Annotated in this window: 19 protein-coding genes; 3 read left to right on the top strand and 16 right to left on the bottom strand. The window is 65.2% G+C overall.

All coding sequences use genetic code 11. The features are described 5' to 3' along the window. From IEX31_RS13680 to IEX31_RS13690, 3 genes are all read right to left on the bottom strand, one after another. A partial coding sequence (locus IEX31_RS13680) for a peptidoglycan-binding domain-containing protein (RefSeq protein ID WP_229662358.1) occupies window positions 1-572 on the bottom strand: 572 nt, incomplete at its 3' end. Window positions 573-744: 172 nt separating this feature from the next. Further along, entirely contained in the window at window positions 745-1803 is a 1059-nt protein-coding gene (locus tag IEX31_RS13685) for a sensor histidine kinase (RefSeq protein ID WP_308423526.1), read from the bottom strand. A gap of 10 nt (window positions 1804-1813) precedes the next feature. Beyond that, window positions 1814-2509, bottom strand: coding sequence for a response regulator transcription factor (locus tag IEX31_RS13690; RefSeq protein ID WP_188743990.1), 696 nt, complete (start codon window positions 2507-2509; stop codon window positions 1814-1816). Between the two features lie 125 nt (window positions 2510-2634). Here IEX31_RS13690 and IEX31_RS13695 point away from each other — a divergent pair, with 125 nt between their 5' ends. From IEX31_RS13695 to IEX31_RS13705, 3 genes are all read left to right on the top strand, one after another. Then, window positions 2635-3240 carry a M15 family metallopeptidase gene (locus IEX31_RS13695; protein ID WP_229662359.1) on the top strand — a complete coding sequence of 202 codons (606 nt, stop codon included), beginning with the start codon at window positions 2635-2637 and terminating at the stop codon, window positions 3238-3240. Then, window positions 3237-3842, top strand: coding sequence for a VanZ family protein (locus IEX31_RS13700; RefSeq protein WP_229662360.1), 606 nt, complete (start codon window positions 3237-3239; stop codon window positions 3840-3842). The genes IEX31_RS13695 and IEX31_RS13700 overlap by 4 nt, the downstream gene beginning before the upstream one ends. A 384-nt stretch (window positions 3843-4226) precedes the next feature. After that, complete coding sequence (locus tag IEX31_RS13705) at window positions 4227-5420, top strand: nucleotide kinase domain-containing protein (RefSeq protein WP_229662361.1); 1194 nt, start codon at window positions 4227-4229, stop codon at window positions 5418-5420. A gap of 19 nt (window positions 5421-5439) precedes the next feature. Here IEX31_RS13705 and IEX31_RS13710 read toward each other — a convergent pair whose 3' ends face one another. From IEX31_RS13710 to nrdH, 13 genes are all read right to left on the bottom strand, one after another. Beyond that, on the bottom strand, window positions 5440-6417 hold the full coding sequence (locus tag IEX31_RS13710) for a thymidylate synthase (protein ID WP_188743992.1): 978 nt from the start codon (window positions 6415-6417) through the stop codon (window positions 5440-5442). Continuing rightward, window positions 6414-7028 (bottom strand): nucleoside/nucleotide kinase family protein, encoded by a 615-nt coding sequence (locus tag IEX31_RS13715; protein WP_188743993.1) that lies wholly within the window; start codon window positions 7026-7028, stop codon window positions 6414-6416. The genes IEX31_RS13710 and IEX31_RS13715 overlap by 4 nt, the downstream gene beginning before the upstream one ends. Further along, a complete protein-coding gene (locus IEX31_RS13720; RefSeq protein ID WP_188743994.1) occupies window positions 7025-7594 on the bottom strand; it encodes a C1 family peptidase in 570 nt (189 codons plus the stop codon). The genes IEX31_RS13715 and IEX31_RS13720 overlap by 4 nt, the downstream gene beginning before the upstream one ends. A gap of 116 nt (window positions 7595-7710) precedes the next feature. After that, window positions 7711-8838, bottom strand: coding sequence for a protease inhibitor I42 family protein (locus IEX31_RS13725; RefSeq protein WP_188743995.1), 1128 nt, complete (start codon window positions 8836-8838; stop codon window positions 7711-7713). 4 nt (window positions 8839-8842) lie between these two features. After that, window positions 8843-9217 (bottom strand): helix-turn-helix domain-containing protein, encoded by a 375-nt coding sequence (locus tag IEX31_RS13730; protein ID WP_188743996.1) that lies wholly within the window; start codon window positions 9215-9217, stop codon window positions 8843-8845. 18 nt (window positions 9218-9235) lie between these two features. Then, window positions 9236-9625, bottom strand: coding sequence for a holo-ACP synthase (gene acpS, locus IEX31_RS13735; protein WP_188743997.1), 390 nt, complete (start codon window positions 9623-9625; stop codon window positions 9236-9238). Continuing rightward, window positions 9622-10482: a thymidylate synthase family protein gene (locus tag IEX31_RS13740; protein ID WP_188743998.1), complete on the bottom strand. Its 861-nt coding sequence runs from the start codon at window positions 10480-10482 to the stop codon at window positions 9622-9624. The genes acpS and IEX31_RS13740 overlap by 4 nt, the downstream gene beginning before the upstream one ends. Further along, on the bottom strand, window positions 10479-10853 hold the full coding sequence (locus IEX31_RS13745; RefSeq protein WP_188743999.1) for a hypothetical protein: 375 nt from the start codon (window positions 10851-10853) through the stop codon (window positions 10479-10481). Before IEX31_RS13745 ends, IEX31_RS13740 begins: the two co-directional genes overlap by 4 nt. A gap of 419 nt (window positions 10854-11272) precedes the next feature. Continuing rightward, window positions 11273-12034 (bottom strand): hypothetical protein, encoded by a 762-nt coding sequence (locus IEX31_RS19770; RefSeq protein ID WP_486303650.1) that lies wholly within the window; start codon window positions 12032-12034, stop codon window positions 11273-11275. A 167-nt stretch (window positions 12035-12201) separates the two neighbouring features. Beyond that, on the bottom strand, window positions 12202-13224 hold the full coding sequence (nrdF, locus tag IEX31_RS13750) for a class 1b ribonucleoside-diphosphate reductase subunit beta (protein WP_188744000.1): 1023 nt from the start codon (window positions 13222-13224) through the stop codon (window positions 12202-12204). Between the two features lie 45 nt (window positions 13225-13269). After that, entirely contained in the window at window positions 13270-15402 is a 2133-nt protein-coding gene (gene nrdE, locus IEX31_RS13755) for a class 1b ribonucleoside-diphosphate reductase subunit alpha (protein WP_373285528.1), read from the bottom strand. A gap of 5 nt (window positions 15403-15407) precedes the next feature. After that, entirely contained in the window at window positions 15408-15860 is a 453-nt protein-coding gene (nrdI, locus tag IEX31_RS13760) for a class Ib ribonucleoside-diphosphate reductase assembly flavoprotein NrdI (protein WP_188744002.1), read from the bottom strand. A 131-nt stretch (window positions 15861-15991) separates the two neighbouring features. After that, window positions 15992-16225 (bottom strand): glutaredoxin-like protein NrdH, encoded by a 234-nt coding sequence (gene nrdH, locus IEX31_RS13765; RefSeq protein ID WP_136709313.1) that lies wholly within the window; start codon window positions 16223-16225, stop codon window positions 15992-15994. Window positions 16226-16240: the final 15 nt, after the last annotated feature.

The raw sequence follows: 16240 nt of genomic DNA on the forward strand, positions 1-16240 counted from the left end.
TGCTGCACGGCAGCCGTCGACGTCAGCGACTCCTGTGCGGCAGCGCCGCCGAGCGCCACCAGTTCGGCCTGCAGCGCTGCAGCCGTCGCCTTGTCGACCGTGCCCGTGACCGGCAACCCGTTCGCCTCCTGGAGGTCTTCGATCGCCTGCACGGTCACCGGCCCCGTCACGCCGTCGACCGTACCGGCGTAGTACCCGGCCGTGGCGAGGTCCTGCTGCAGCGCGAACGTGTACGAGCTGACGGCTGCCTCGGCCTGCACCTGCTGGTCGTCGGTGAGGCATCCCGCATCGGCGAAGAGCCTGAGCCACGCCATCTCGAGCGCGACGACCGCGCTGTTGAACTGCTCGGATGCGTCGGCCAGGGTTGTCTGCTCGGTGACGGCGGCTTGCGCAGCCTCGAAGTCGGCGTCGGCCTGCTTCACCCGATCGACGGAGGCCGCCGGCGCCAGCGGCGTGCTGGTCGGGGGCACGGTCGGCACGGCGACCGAGGGTGTGCCAGACGGCCCCGCCTCGGCCGCGGCCAGGGCCGCCTGTGCCTCGACGAGGTCTGCAGTTGCGAGGAGCCCCGGCATCCTCGCGCGATCCCTGTTCACGCACATCCCCCCGATCATGAGCTGGAACTTGCTCACATCATGGACCAGCGCGGGTCGCGGCGTGTGACTTCAGTCCCGATCCCTCGGCGCACAGCGCGCGGACCCGCTCGATCGATTACCGAGGCGCGCAGGGCCCTCCAGATTCGGTGCATTACGCTGCAGTAAGTACCGCCGTGACGCTCATCCCACCGGCAGCGCGTGGGGTGAGGGTGAGTGTTCCATTATGGGCATCCGTGATGCTCTTCACGATCGCCAGGCCGAGGCCGACGCCAGCGCCGTCGGTGTGAATGCGTTCGGTGCCGCGCTGGAACGGCTCGGTGAGGGTCGCGACCAGCCCCGCAGTGAGTTTCGCACCGGTGTTCTCGACGGTAAGCACCGCACTCGTGTCGCGGGCGCTGGTGCTGATCCACACGGTGCCGCCTTCAGGCAGGTTGTGCACGATCGCGTTGTGCACGAGGTTCGTGGTGAGTTGCAGCAGGAGCGCGTGCGAGCCGATGGTCGGCGTGACGTCGCCGGAGTTCTCGATGGTCACGCCACGCTGTTCCGCGAGGGGCAGGAGTGTCTCGGCGGCCTCCTCCGTGAGCAACGACAGGTCGACGTCCTCCCGGGTGAACGACCGCTGATCGGCGCGACTGAGGAGGAGCAACGCTTCGGTGAGGCTGATCGCTCGGGCGTTGACGGCGTGGAGGCGCTCGAGGAGCTCTGCGCTCACGCCGTTCGGGTCGTCGCGAGCGACCTCGAGCAGCGTCTGCGTGATCGCCAGCGGAGTCCGCAGCTCGTGGGAGGCGTTCGCAGCGAATCTCTGCTGTTCGGCGACCTGCGCTTCGAGCCGTGCGAGCATCGCGTCGAAGCTGTCGGCGAGTTCGCGGAACTCGTCGTTGCGGCCCTCCAATTCGATGCGATACGAGAGCGATCCGTTCGCGGCCCGGCGGGTGGCATCCGTGATTCGAGTCAGTGGGGCGAGCATGCGGCCGGCGAGGATCCACCCGCCGAGCAGGCCGAACAGCAGTAGGAAGAACAGCGCGCAGGCGGCCGGCGGCGCGAATGCCCGAATGAGATCGTCACGGCCGGGGATGAACCCAAGGGTCGTCTCGATCGCGCTGGCCGGCACGTAACGCAGGAGGAACAGCCACACGACGGCGAGCAGGAGCACCCCCGCGACCATGAGGAACCCCGCGTAGCTGAGGGTGAGTTTGAGGCGAACGCTCACCCCGCGCGCCCTATCCACTCTCGTCCCCTGCCCCCGCGGCGTTCGGGCCCACGTCGATGCGGTAGCCGACACCGGGAACCGTGGCGATCACCCAGGGCTCGCCGAGCCGTTTGCGCAGGGCCGACACCGTGATGCGTACGGCATTCGTGAACGGGTCGGCGTTCTCATCCCACGCCCGTTCCAGCAGCTCTTCCGCGCTGATGACGCCGCCTTCGGCGGCGACGAGCACTTCGAGCACGGCGAACTGCTTCCTGGTCAGCGCGACGTAGCGGCCGTCGCGGTAGACCTCGCGGCGGAACGGATCCAGCCGAAGGCCGGCCAGCTCGCGCACCGTCGGCCGACTGTGTGCGCGCCGGCGGTCGAGTGCCCTGAGCCTGAGCACGAGCTCGCGAAGTTCGAACGGCTTGGTCAAGTAGTCGTCAGCCCCGAGTTCGAAGCCCGAGGCCTTGTCGTCGAGCCGGTCGGCGGCGGTGAGCATGAGGATCGGCATTCCGCTGCCCGACGCGACGATGCGTTCGGCGATCTCATCACCCGACGGCCCCGGGATGTCGCGGTCGAGCACCGCGATGTCGTAGGCGTTGATGCTCAGCAGCTCGAGCGCGGTGTGCCCGTCGCCGGCGATGTCGGCCGCGATCGCCTCGAGGCGCAGCCCATCGCGGATGGCCTCCGCCATGTAGGGCTCGTCCTCGACGATCAACACGCGCATGCTGTCATGCTACGAACCCGGGCATATCGCCGGCATATGGAAACCCGCATACGCGCTGGCAACACCCCGCCGCCTTGACTGGCGGCATGAACCGAAATCGACCAGCGCGAACATCGACGTTTTGGATGCGCCGCCTCTTCGTCGTCGGCCTGCTGGTCGTCGTCGCGGCGATCACCGCCGCTGGCTTCTCTACGATTCCGAGCTCGTCGTCGGCATCACCGTCACTGTCCGCGTCAGCTGCCTCAGCAGCGCCCCCTCGGGGTGAGTATCGTGCGGCGTTCGACGACAGCGGCCGGGTGGCCGACGGCGTCACGGTCTTCGAAGACGGGGTTCCTGCTGTCGCCAACCTCGACCCAGCGCTGCTCGAGGCCCTCCGTCAGGCCGCAACGGATGCCGCGGGCGACGGAGTCCCGTTCGTCGTCAACAGTGGCTGGCGCTCACCCGAGTACCAGGACGAGCTCTTTCAGGAGGCGATCGCCGAGTACGGCTCGCGCGAGGAAGCTGCCCGATGGGTCGCCACCTCGGCGACGTCTTCGCACGTGTCGGGAGATGCGGTCGACATCGGGGAACTGGATGCCACGGCGTGGCTGTCCGAGCGCGGTGCCGAGTACGGGCTGTGCCAGATCTACGACAACGAGCCCTGGCACTACGAGCTGCGCACCGCAGCCGTCGATCACGGTTGCCCTGCGACGTATACGGACCCCTCCGAGGACCCGAGGATGCAGCAATGACCGGCGGTACAGGGCTTCGGATGCCGCGGCAGGAGCCGTTCCGTCCGGCCTCCCCCGACGCGAGCGGACGCGGCCGGCTCGTCGCGCTGTTCGTGGTCTACCTCGTGCTGCTCGCCTGGATCGTGCTGTGGAAGCTCGAGCCGCCGTATGTCGGCGAGGGCGAGCTACGCCACATCAAGCTCGTCCCGTTCGCGCCGACGGCGGAGGACGGCGCCAGCGAACCATTCGAGGTCATCGCGAACCTCGCGCTCTTCATTCCCTACGGCCTCTATCTCGGACTCCTCGCGCCATCGTGGCGCTGGTGGAATCACGCCGTCGTCGTCGCCTGGTCGAGCCTCGCCCTCGAGGTCACCCAACACGTTCTGGCGGTCGGGAGCACCGACATCACCGACCTCATCGTCAACTCCGCCGGAGGTCTGACTGGATTCCGCTTCCTCGTGTTGGCGCGCCGCAGGCTCCGAGACGGGACCGGCACCGTCATGATGCGGGTGTGCTCAGTCGGAACCGTGATTCTCCTCCTCGCGGCCGCTAACTTCATCGCCTTTCCTGTTCACTACGCCCCCCTTCGAGGCGCCGACATCTTTGTCGGTTCCTTGCGATAGGAGCCCGCAGAGGTACCGACCGGTTCCACGTGCGCGGATGCCTCGACGATCTCGGTTTCATCGTCAACGACCCGCCGAGCTGAATCGCACGGTTCGATCCCCTAGTGCATGCACCCCTCTGGACTCGCTGACCGAGGAGGTGTCGTGTCATCGGGGCGACCCCCGCAGGAAGCGGGCGCCAACTGTATCGTGCGGCCGCGTCGGCTCCCGGCACCTTTCCTGCGTCGCGGGTTACCGCAGGGGGTTCCATCGTCTGCGGGAATTGACGGCGCATATCGTCGATCGGACAACCAGACTCGGCAGCGACCCTGAATCCATTCAGCTGCATGAATTGGAGACGTCCGTTGACGCCGATGCTATCGACGCGTGCGGTGCCAGTGCCTGGTGGACCCCGGGCTGGTCGCAACGCGCGTCTCGCCGACCCGCGAGATAATTGCAGTGAGATTGGCGCTGTTCAGGGCAGGCGCGGCCCTGCTACTCGGTCCTGCGGTGCACTGTGCACCGTGTTTCGGCGCGACGATGGTAGTGGTCAATGAGAACCTTGTTGCGAGGGGTTACTTCGTAGATGGAGAACGGTTCATGCGCCACATTCGGATCGGCAACGCCGACGTGCAGGCGTCGGACGTACTCGCGAGCTACTGGTTCTTCGCGGCAGAAAGACAGCGGGTCTACCACCGCCGCCTCGCCGGAACGCCGAGTCCTTGGACGGTCGACCCGATTCTGACAAAGTTCCGCTTCACGAACGCTTACCGCGCCGCAGACCGTGTCTCGCAGGACCTCATCCGGGTCGCTTACGCCGGGTCGCAGTCTCGCGACGATCTGGTCTTGCGCGTCTTGCTGTACCGGTTCTTTAACAGGCCATCGACCTGGGGCGCGTTGGAGGCAGCTGTCGGGGAGATCGGTGTCGACACATTCGACGTGGAGTCCTACGACCGGGTGCTCAGCGGTCTGCTTGCTGATGGGCACCGGGTCTACTCGGCCGCGTACATCGTGCCGCCGCCGCCGTTTGGTGCCGAACGCAAGCATCGCAATCACCTTCTCTTGATCCAGCACATGCTGCGGTCCGGTGTGGTCGAGAAACTCGGCACGGCGGACTCTTTGCAGCAGGTGTACGAGGTGATCGCGTCCTACCCGTCGCTGGGGCCGTTCCTGTCGTATCAGCTAGCGATCGATCTGAACTACACGACGTTGCTGGACTTCGAGGAGGACGACTTCGTGGTGCCTGGGCCTGGGGCCCGAAGCGGGATCGCGAAGTGCTTCCCGGGGCTGGGTACGGTTCCCGCGGAGGATGTGATCCGGTGGATGGTCGACCACCAGGAGGAGGAGTTCGAGCGACACGACCTGGTCTTCGAGGATCTTTTCGGCCGCCGGCTGACGTTGATCGACTGCCAGAACTTGTTCTGTGAAACGGACAAGTACGCGCGCGTCGCTCATCCGGATGCGCGTGGGGTTGGCGGTCGGACGAGGATCAAGCAGCAGTTCACCCCGCAGGGGTCCCCGGCTGCCCCGTACTTTCCGCCTAAGTGGGGCATCAATGAGCGGGCCGGTGCCCTGCGAGGCGATCTCGTTTCTGCGTAATCCCGGCGCCAGAGGATGACTACGAGGTCGGGTGGTCGAGGAACTGCCTGGCAGCGTGGCGGAGATCGTTGTCCCCGAGCTGCTCCAGCTTGTGACGCACGGACGAGGTGTCTCCCTGTCTCTGGAAGCTCCAGTACAGGTCGATCATCTGCAGGAAGCCGTGCATGAGCGGGTCGGTGAGGCTGTGGGCGATCCGGTCCAGGTTCGCGCCGCCGCGGAGCTGTTCCTCGATCGTCATCCATTCGCCGAGTTCGCTGTCGAACTCTTCCCAGGGGGTTGCGAAGCGGGGGGAACCGAGAGATGGGTAGTGCGGAGCGGACGTGTTGCGGAGCACGATCTCGGCCTGCTGGTCGTGGCGCTGGTAGAGGTGCAGGGAGGAAATGAAGAACGCGAGTCGGCCCGTGTCGAGGCCAACCCAGTGGGCCATCATCTCGAGCAGCAGCGACCATTCGAAGGCGTTGATCCCGGAGAAGCCCCACCAGACGTCAGTGCTGCGAGCTGCCACGTGGAGGTGGAGCTGGCCGTCGCGAGCGATGAAGTGCAGCCAGTTGTTACACGGGATGTCGTTGCTCTGCACGAAGTCGCGATCGGGATCGAAGAGCATGAGCGCTGCCCGACGCGTGTTCGGGTCGCGGCGCAGCAGTTGCACGGTCTCCGCCAGTTGGTCCGTCCCGTTCCAGTTCCGAAGTCGGGGTCCGTACCCGGCCCGCCAGGTGATCCCGTCGTCGGAGAACTCTGGCGCGCGCTTGAGGTAGGGAGTGAGGTAAGCGAGATCATTGCGGCCGGCGAGCACCCACATCGCTTCCGCGATCGCAGCGAAGACGTTGTTGTTGCGTCCGGGAACGAACAGCAGGCGTTCGTTCGGTTGCTCAAGTTCGATCAGTTGCGCGCAGATCTCCCGCGTCTGACGGTCGCGGACGTCGACGACCCGTCCGTGGTCGACGATCTCCCGCAGCAGCGTGGTGAACGCTTCCCCCGCGTTCCGATAGCGCGTCACGGTGTCACTGGTACGGTGGTCCGCGTGAGGCCACGCACATCGAGTTCGTTGAGGATGAACTCGGTGGTCGCGTCGGCGCTCAGGTTCGGGATTTCGACCGCGAGGTCCGGGTGCTGGGATAGCAAGGCGGTGTACCCACCGGCGATGCCCTCGCGATTGTTGGCGTCATGCTCGTGCGGGGTCCGGAACACGAAGACCACCGAGGCGGTGATCGGTGCCCACACGGCCTTGACGAGGGACTCGAACTGGGTCTGGGTGAACTCGGTGCTTTCGAGCGCTCCGCTGTACCACCCGTAGGCGAGGGTCGACCACCACCATCGGTCGAGGACGAGACTTCCCGACCGGACGGCGTCCACCAGGGCCGGCATATTCTCGGCGTGGCACGCCAAGTGCGCCAGCTGCTGCGCCAAGCCCGATGTGGGTCGGCGCTGCGGGTCCTCGAGCATGCTGTACACGTCGGTGCTGAACCTGGTGAAGCCGCTGGGCATGTGCGCGAACGTCGTGTCGGCGGCTGGGAGTTGGCTGCGCAGTCGATCGATCTGCGTCGACTTGCCAGCCTTGTCCAGTCCCTCGAGCACGATAACGGCGCCCTGCGTGAGCGTGACGGTCATGGGTTCGGGTCTCCTCCTGGTCGAACGAGCGCGGCCTGCGCTCCGAACGCGATCAGATACTCGACGGGCAGCCCGCCGTAGCCGTCCAAGGCCCATCGGGTTCCCCAGCTGTTCTTGATCAGGAGCAGACGGCCGTGGTCGGGATGGGTGAAGGCGCCGACGCAGACGACGGCGTGGTAGCCGCCTTCGTCGGATCGCATGTCGGGTACCGCGATGACGCCGTCTTCGTCCGGCATCCGGAACTCGTCGGTGACCTCGATGATCAGCACGACCGGGCTGCCGGCTTCCAGACTCTCCTCGATGCGGTCCTCGATCCCGTCGTGAGCGAGCGGCAGCGGAGCGAGTTCTGCCTGGTTCCAAGGTGGGGTGAGTCCGTTGGGCGGGTTTTCGGTTGCCTCACCCAGCGTCGGGTCGTACGGCCACGTCGCGAGGTCGGGCTGTCCTGGGCCGCGCAGTGCGGAGTCCGCGTCCATGAGCAGCATGCCCGCGTCGGAGGTGAGGCCGAGTGAGCTGCAATGCCACCAGATCGCCTCGGGTGCGAGGTGCTCCTGGATGGCTCCGTTCAAGGGTCGGTGTGCTTCGTGGGCGCCCGACACAGCGAAAGCGACACAGAGCGGTCGATGCTGCTGGTCGAGCACATCCGGGCCGAGGGCGCTGCGCAAGTCGACATCTGGACGCCCCGTCACGATGGCGAGTTCCGCTCGGCTGCTTCCTCGTCGAGGAACTCCTGGATGCGCCGGGCCCGCAACTCAACGTCGGGCATTGCGCGTGCGGTGACACGGATCGTGACGCGATCGATCGGTCGTTCCGACTCGAAGGGTCGCGCGTAAGCGAGATCGACCGACTCCTGCCCGGCCTCCTGCGCACTGTAGCCAAGACGCCGGATCGTCGGCCCACCCACCAGGGGAGGTTCGCCGGAGACCGGTGCAGCAGGGGCGCTGCGATCGGCAACCCGAGCGAGCACGTGCGCCGACTCTTGTTGGATGGCGAGGGGTATCACCTCGGCATGCCCACCGACGCCGGCGTCGGCTCGCGATGAGAGTTTCGCTGGTGAGCCGGTGGGCAGTATCCGCGGCTTGGAGGGGTGGAGCTGATCGTTGTCCAGCCACCGGTAACCGGTGCTCGGGTTCTCGGGGAGTGTGATGATGACCTCGTCGCCCACGTAGACCTCGACGTCGGTGACGTCGCCCCCAAGGGTCCAGACGTCTCCGCGTGGGTTGGTCGGGGGTCGTCCAGCGGTCAGGAGACGCTTGAGCTGCGCCGGCCGGCTTCTCAGGAGTTGGTCTCGGTTGCCGAAGGAGATGAATCTGATGTTGGCGAGGTGATGCACGGCGGCGCTGTAGCTGACGTGCATGTCCCTGGATATTTCGTAGACAGTGAGGGCGGTCGCGGTATCGCCTTTGCGGAGTCGATGGTGTGCGGCGGTCGCGTAGACGAGGTCCAGCGGCATGAGGAAGTGCGAGGCGAACAACTGCGCGTTCTGTTCGCGGGCGTCGTGCGGGTGCCCTTCGACGTGTTCTTCGGTGTCGAGTGCGAACGCGGCCTGGTCGAGGTACCAGTGGCCGATCTCGTGCGCGGCGGTGTACCGCTGTACTGATGCCGGGCGTTCGGTGTTGATCAGGACACCGGCCGGGTCGCCGGGCACGATCGCGCCGAGAAGCTCTTTCATCGGACGGAACTGCAACTCGAGGCCGAGCGTGTTGATCGCGTCGAACGGATCGATGGGTCGCGTCGGGTCGATGGAGAGATCGTTGTGGGCGCGCGCGGCCGCCTGGACGGCGGCGAGCCGCCCGGCGGCTCGCGTGGTCATGGCATCACCCGATCGTTGCCGATGGTCCGTCATCGCCGCGTCGTGGTGATCCTGCGGCGAGGAACTCCGCGAACCGGAGGACCTGTTCCTTGTCCTCCTCTGAGAGCGCTTGGGTCGCGCGGTGCAGCGCGTTGTCGGCGCTCGCTTGTTCGGCATCCTCCCCGAGGAGCCATTCGACCCGGCGACGGTAGAGGCGAGCGAGTCGGCGCAGTTCCAGCGCGCTGACGCTGCGCTTACCCACCTCCATAGCGTGGACGCTCGTGCGTGGGATGCCAAGCGCACCGCTGACTTCCTCCTGGGTGAAGCCGAGCGCTTCGCGGGCCTCCCGCAGGCGACCTGCGACGACCGTGACTTCGTTGCTGTTGACGGTGTCAGACAACGTCTCCTCCTTCTACTCTCATCGCCCTCGGGTTGGGGTTGAGGCGATGGCGAAGGCGATCGCGAGACCGCCTTCATGACTGAGCGAGATCGCCCAGTCGGCGATCCCAAGTTCACTCGCGCGCTCCAGGGCGGTGCCGGTAAGCGTCACCCGGGGTGCGCCGTCTTCGTCGTCGAGAACCTCGATGTCCAGTGGGGAGATCCGCCCGATCCCTCTGCCGAGGGCCTTCATCACGGCTTCTTTGGCGGCCCATCGGCCGGCGAGCCGGGCGACGTCGCCATCCGCGAAGGCGAGCTCGCGGGCTGTCCACGCGGTGGGCAGGAACGCCGGGTCGTCGTCGATCATGGCCTGCAAGCGGGTGAGTGCGGCGAGGTCGACGCCGACACGAGGCGGCGGCGGCGGCTTCATGCTGCCGCCGTTTCGTCTTCGGGGGTGTCGGGCAGCGCGCGGGCTCGCTCGAGGAGGGCGGTGACACCGGACCTGCCGCCGTACTCGCTGTGCTCGGCGTTGGCGTACCCGGCAATGACAACAAGTTCACCGACGGCAAGTCCGGTCTGCTGGCACATGAACTCCTGGAGCCGGGCGAGGCCGAGCATGTTGCCGTAGGCGCGGGTGATCAGGTGCCAGTGCCGGTAGATGGCGGTGAGCGCGAGGGTGCCCTTGTGGACGCTCAGGTCGATGTGAACCAGGCAGGGGAATCCGCGCGTTCGGCGATCGGTGGCCGCGTACTCCTGAATGCCGACGCCTTCCCCATCGCCGGCGATGACCAGGTCGCTGGCGTTCGATGTGCGTCGTCCGTGGGTCAGTTCTGAGCGTAGGTAGGTGACCCGCTCGTGCAACTGATTGGTGCCGGGTCCGACCTTGCCGGGCCACGCGATCATCCTCGAGAAGTAAGTGCCGCCCTTGTTCGCCTGGACACGCGTGAGCAACGGGAGAATCTCCAGGTACTCGGCATACAGGCTGCTCGCCGCAGCATCGAGTTCGTCGACCTGAGCCTGCGGCAGCTCCGGCGACCACGCGAAGTCCGGCGGCATGTAGAACGCCGATGGGAACAGCGTGTTGGCGACCGTGGACACTTCGTGATTGCCGCGCTTTCGCAGTTCCTCGTCGAGCACGCGACGCACCGCGACCTGATCAGCCGAACTCGGTGCCGGGATGGTGACCATAACGTTCGTTGCCGTGCCATCGGGTTCGGCGTTCATCGCCTCCAGGACCTCCACCCAGGCCTCGGAGATGCCGCGGGCCGGCGGCAGGGGCCGGCTCACGATGCGCTGCCAATCGACTCATGCACGAGCCCTGCGACGTCGGCGAGGTTCGACCACCGATGGCGGTCCACCTTCGTCACATCGATGAGCTGGCGGCCGAACGGCTTGTCGAACTTCGCCAACAGCCAGATGACCTCCAGCGAATCCAGAGCCGACCCAGCGCTGGCGATCGCCGCTGGATCCGCGACACGGCGGAGATTGGACAGCGCCTTCGACATCGCCGATATGACGCTCGCGGCGGTCATCGACCGGGCAGCGTCGACGGTCATCGGCATCCCGTAGAGATCGAAGACTTCGCCAGTCGAGACCGAGGCACCCTGTGCGGTGGGGCGTCCCGATGCCGTCTGAGCGGCGGCTGCTTGCTTTGCCATGTAACAATTGTCGGATATTCCGACATCCGTGTCAAGTATGCCGACAGCTCGTGTCTCCGGACACGTCCACAGATAAGACCATCGGCGGCGGCACCCCTCGATGGCACGGTGCCGCTCGTGAACGCGGGATCAGCCAGGTCCGATGACGGCTACAGCGGGAGCGTCGCGAGACTCGCGCCTTCCTGAGCGAGTATCGTCAAGCCAGTGTGCCGGAGATCATGGAACCGAAACCGAGCCCGCAGGCCAGCTACTGCCTCTCATGCGTCGGCCCAGATGTACCCCCACCGCGTGTTGGACAGCGGCACGTTTCCGCAGACGCTGGCCGGGATCACGGGCGCCTTGGCCTGCCGAAGGTGGTTCCGGAGCCGTTCGCCCATGAGCTTGGGGACGCTCAGTTCTCGCTCGGATCGTGGTCGGCGTCATGCCGTGCGGATTCCTGGCGAGGGATCGTGATGTCGGGTGCCGCCGGGATGATCCCGTCTCTGGCTGCCTGCCGGAGGACCATCATGAGCACTATCAGGACCTGCCGTGTGATCCCGATTGACTTTGACTTCGGATTCAGCGGCGACGGGACCTGGTCCAAAGCGATCAGTCATCAGAGGGATCCGGGTTACATCGATCTCCCGGACGGGTGTATCTCCGAACTCAGGCACGAGATAGCCCGTGACCTCGCACTTGTATGAGCGAACGGTTCCGACGGCGCGCGTCTTACCGCCCCGCGTCGGCCGTATCTGCACCAGTCTGCACCAGCTCAAGCCAACGTTCGGAGCACTCAGCGAGCCAACAGACCGCGCGATCCTCGTATACCCTGCGCCAAGCAATGCCCGGGCGTCCGTCTTGGTCAGAAACGTAAGCGGCTTGTCGTCCTCCGTCCTCGCCGTGTTAGTCTCGCCATACGGTCCCGGATAGCGGGCCTGCCCACGCCCCGAAGGGAGGTTCCGCAGGCTCCCCCATGCCTCGAGCGTCACGCACTCTCCGACTTCTTCGACGCGCTCATCGTGTCCTCCCCTGGCCTCGAACGGACTCCCGTGGACCGGCGTGCCGTTGCGTGCCACTGAATCCCTCCCCGCCTCTTGATCCGCGGACTTCCACGGATTACGGCCGCTCAGAGACGCCTTCTGTGGCACGCAATGGCACGACCTCGGTGGCACGTGGCAGCAAGATTTCCTGCGAAGCGCCACCCCATTTCACCGGGAAGGTGTGCGAATGCCACCCCCCGTGGCCTGATGTTCACTTCCGTCCTCCTCTGTCCATTCGAAGTCGGCACGAAAAGAGGCCCGGGACTGCAGAAACCTGCAGACCCGGGCCTCTCACGAGCCCTTACGGGCTCCCGGCTAGATCAAGGGCCTCAGAAGTCCCAGTCCTCATCCTCCGTGTTCACGGCCTTGCCGATCACGTAGCTCGACCCCGACCCCGAGAAGAAGTCGTGGTTCTCATCCGCGTTCGGCGACAGCGCCGAGAGGATCGCCGGGTTCACGTCGGTGACCGACTTCGGGAACATCGGCTCGTAGCCGAGGTTCATGAGGGCCTTGTTCGCGTTGTAGTGCAGGAACTTCTTCACGTCTTCGGTGAGGCCGACGCCGTCGTAGAGGTCTTGTGTGTACTGCGCCTCGTTGTCGTAGAGCTCGTAGAGCAGCGAGAACGTGTAGTCCTTGATCTCGTCGCGTTTGGCCTGGTCGACGAGCTCGAGCCCGCGCTGGAACTTGTAGCCGATGTAATAGCCGTGCACGGCCTCGTCGCGGATGATGAGGCGAATGAGGTCGGCCGTGTTGGTGAGCTTGGCCCGCGAAGACCAGTACATCGGCAAGTAGAAGCCCGAGTAGAAGAGGAACGACTCGAGCAGCGTCGAGGCGACCTTGCGCTTCAGGGGCTCGTCGCCACGGTAGTACTCCATGACGATCGCGGCCTTCTTCTGCAGGTTCTCGTTCTCGACCGACCAGCGGAAGGCGTCGTCGATCTCCTTCGTCGAGCTCAGCGTCGAGAAGATCGACGAGTAGCTCTTCGCGTGGACCGACTCCATGAACGCGATGTTCGTGTACACCGCCTCCTCGTGCGGGGTCAGCGAGTCGGGAATCAGCGAGACCGCACCGACGGTGCCCTGGATCGTGTCGAGCAGCGTCAGCCCCGTGAACACCCGCATGGTGAGGGTCCGCTCCTCGGGCGTGAGCGTGTTCCACGACTGCACGTCGTTTGACAGCGGCACCTTCTCGGGCAACCAGAAGTTATTCACGAGGCGGTTCCACACCTCGAGATCCTTGTCGTCCTGGATGCGGTTCCAGTTGATCGCGTTGACGTGATCGACGAGCTTCAGCTTGCCGCCGGTGTGCGCCGGGTCGTTCTTGGCCGAGTTGACCGGGTCGGTGAGGGTCATCCGTCTAATCCTTCGTTCGAGACATCCGCAAGTGAGAAATACTCATCAAAGTGTGCACGAGACGCACATATCCAACTCCGTGCCCTCGAGGGCCATCTGGCGCAGGCGGATGTAGTAGATCGTCTTGATCCCCTTCTTCCACGCGTAGATCTGCGCCTTGTTGATGTCGCGGGTGGTCGCCGTGTCCTTGAAGAAGAGCGTGAGCGAGAGACCCTGGTCGACGTGCTGCGTGGCTGCGGCGTAGGTGTCGATGACCTTCTCGTAGCCGATCTCGTAGGCGTCCTGGTAGTACTCGAGGTTGTCGTTCGTCATGAACGCCGCCGGGTAGTACACGCGGCCGATCTTGCCTTCCTTGCGGATCTCGATCTTCGACGCGATCGGGTGGATCGACGCCGTCGAGTTGTTGATGTACGAGATCGAGCCGGTCGGCGGCACCGCCTGCAGGTTCTGGTTGTAGATGCCGTGCTCCTGGATGGAGGCCTTCAGCTCCTGCCAGTCGTGCTGCGTGGGGATGTGCACGCCGGCGTCGGCGAAGAGCTCGGTGACCTTTGCCGTGACGGGCACCCACGGGGCATCCGTGTACTTGTCGAAGAACTCACCCGACGCGTACTTCGAGTCCTCGAAGCCGTCGAACGTCTCGCCGCGCTCGATGGCGATGGTGTTCGAGGCGCGCAGCGCGTGGAACAGCACCGTGTAGAAGTACATGTTCGTGAAGTCGATGCCCTCATCGCTGCCGTAGAAGATGCGCTCGCGAGCGAGGTAGCCGTGCAGGTTCATCTGCCCGAGGCCGATGGCGTGCGACTTGTCGTTGCCGTCTTCGATGGAACGCACCGACGAGATGTGCGACATGTTCGACACCGCGGTGAGGCCGCGGATCGCCGTCTCGACAGTCTTGCCGAAGTCGGGGCTGTCCATCGTGAGGGCGATGTTCAGCGAACCGAGGTTGCAGCTGATGTCCTTGCCGATCTGGTTGTACGAGAGGTCTTCGTTGTACGTCGTCGGCGTGTTCACCTGCAGGATCTCGCTGCAGAGGTTCGACATGTTGATGCGGCCCTTGATGGGGTTGGCCTTGTTCACCGTGTCCTCGAACACGATGTAGGGGTATCCGCTCTCGAACTGGATCTCGGCGAGGGTCTGGAAGAACTGGCGCGCGTTGATCTTCGTCTTCTTGATGCGCGGGTCGTCGACCATCTCGCGGTAGTGCTCGGTGATCGGCACGTCGCCGAACGGCTTGCCGTAGACGCGCTCGACGTCGTACGGCGAGAACAGGTACATGTCCTCGTTGTTCTTCGCGAGCTCGAACGTGATGTCGGGGATGACGACACCGAGCGAGAGCGTCTTGATGCGGATCTTCTCGTCGGCGTTCTCCCGCTTGGTGTCGAGGAACCGCATGATGTCGGGGTGGTGCGCGCTGAGGTACACGGCGCCGGCGCCCTGACGTGCGCCGAGCTGGTTGGCGTACGAGAACGAGTCCTCGAGCAGCTTCATCACGGGGATGATGCCCGACGACTGGTTCTCGATCTGCTTGATGGGCGCACCCGACTCGCGGATGTTGCTGAGCGAGAGCGCGACACCGCCGCCCCGCTTCGACAGCTGCAGCGCCGAGTTGATGCCGCGCGCGATCGACTCCATGTTGTCTTCGATACGCAGCAGGAAGCACGAGACGAGCTCGCCGCGCTGCGCCTTGCCCGTGTTGAGGAAGGTGGGCGTGGCCGGCTGGAAGCGGCCGCCGATGATCTCCTCCACGAGGTCGACGGCGAGCTGGTCGTCGCCCTGGGCGAGTCCGAGCGCGGTCATCACGACGCGGTCCTCGAAGCGCTCGAGGTAGCGCTTGCCGTCGAACGTCTTCAGCGTGTAGCTCGTGTAGTACTTGAACGCGCCGAGGAACGTCTCGAAGCGGAACTTCTTCGAGTACGCCAGGTCGTTGAGCTTCTGGATGAACTCGAAGGAGTACATGTCGAGCACCTCCTTCTCGTAGTACTCCTTCTCGACGAGGTAGTCGAGGCGCTCACGCAGCGAGTGGAAGAAGACGGTGTTCTGGTTGACGTGCTGCAGGAAGTACTCGCGTGCGGCTTCCTTGTCTTTCTCGAACTGGATCTCGCCGTTCGGCCCATAGAGGTTGAGCATCGCGTTGAGCGAGTGGTAGTCCATCGCCACGCTGGTGCGCGGAGCGTTCATCAGCGCTACGCCGTCAGGTGCTGCGGATGCCCCGCCTGCGTCGCGTGCCATGGTTCCTGCTGTGTTCGCCAAAATGCGTCCAATCCCTCGTCGACGGCGCGAACGTCGTCGGGTGTGCCGAATACTTCGAAGCGGTAGAGGTGCGGCACCCCGGTCTTCGCGGCGATGATGTCGCCGGCGAGTCCGTAGGCCGTACCGAAGTTGGTGTTGCCCGCGGCGATGACGCCGCGGATGAGCGAGCGATTGTGCGGGTCGTTCAGGAACCTGATGACCTGCTTGGGAACCGCACCCTTGCCGTCGCCGCCACCGTAGGTGGGCACGACGAGCACGTACGGCTCCTCGACGCGCAGCATCTCGTCACGCGCGCGCAGCGGAATGCGGGCCGCGGGGCGGCCGAGCTTCTCGATGAAGCGCACGGTGTTGCCCGAGACGCTTGAGAAGTAGACGAGATTCGTCATGATGCATCCTTCGCCGGAATCCCGTGATGGTCGGGGTTGCTGCCGATCGAGGAGGTGATGGGGTGGTACTCCCGATGACCGCCGGCCTGATCTCGAGGACGGTGCCGCTCGAGGTCAGGCCGGGGTAGACATCAGGCGAGACGCGAGGCGAGCTCGGCGATCTTGTCGGGACGGAAGCCCGACCAGTGGTCTTCATCGGTGATGACGACCGGGGCCTGCAGGTACCCGAGCTCTTTGACCTGCGCGAGGGCGTGTTCGTCGGCAGTGACGTCGAGCACTTCGTACTCGATGCCCTTGCTGTCGAGCGCCCGGTAGGTGGCGTTGCACTGGACGCAGGAAGGCTTGGTGTAGACCGTGACCGTCATGGTTTCCCCTCGTTG

The organism is Agromyces bauzanensis (assembly GCF_014645655.1).
Lineage (GTDB): Bacteria > Actinomycetota > Actinomycetes > Actinomycetales > Microbacteriaceae > Agromyces > Agromyces bauzanensis.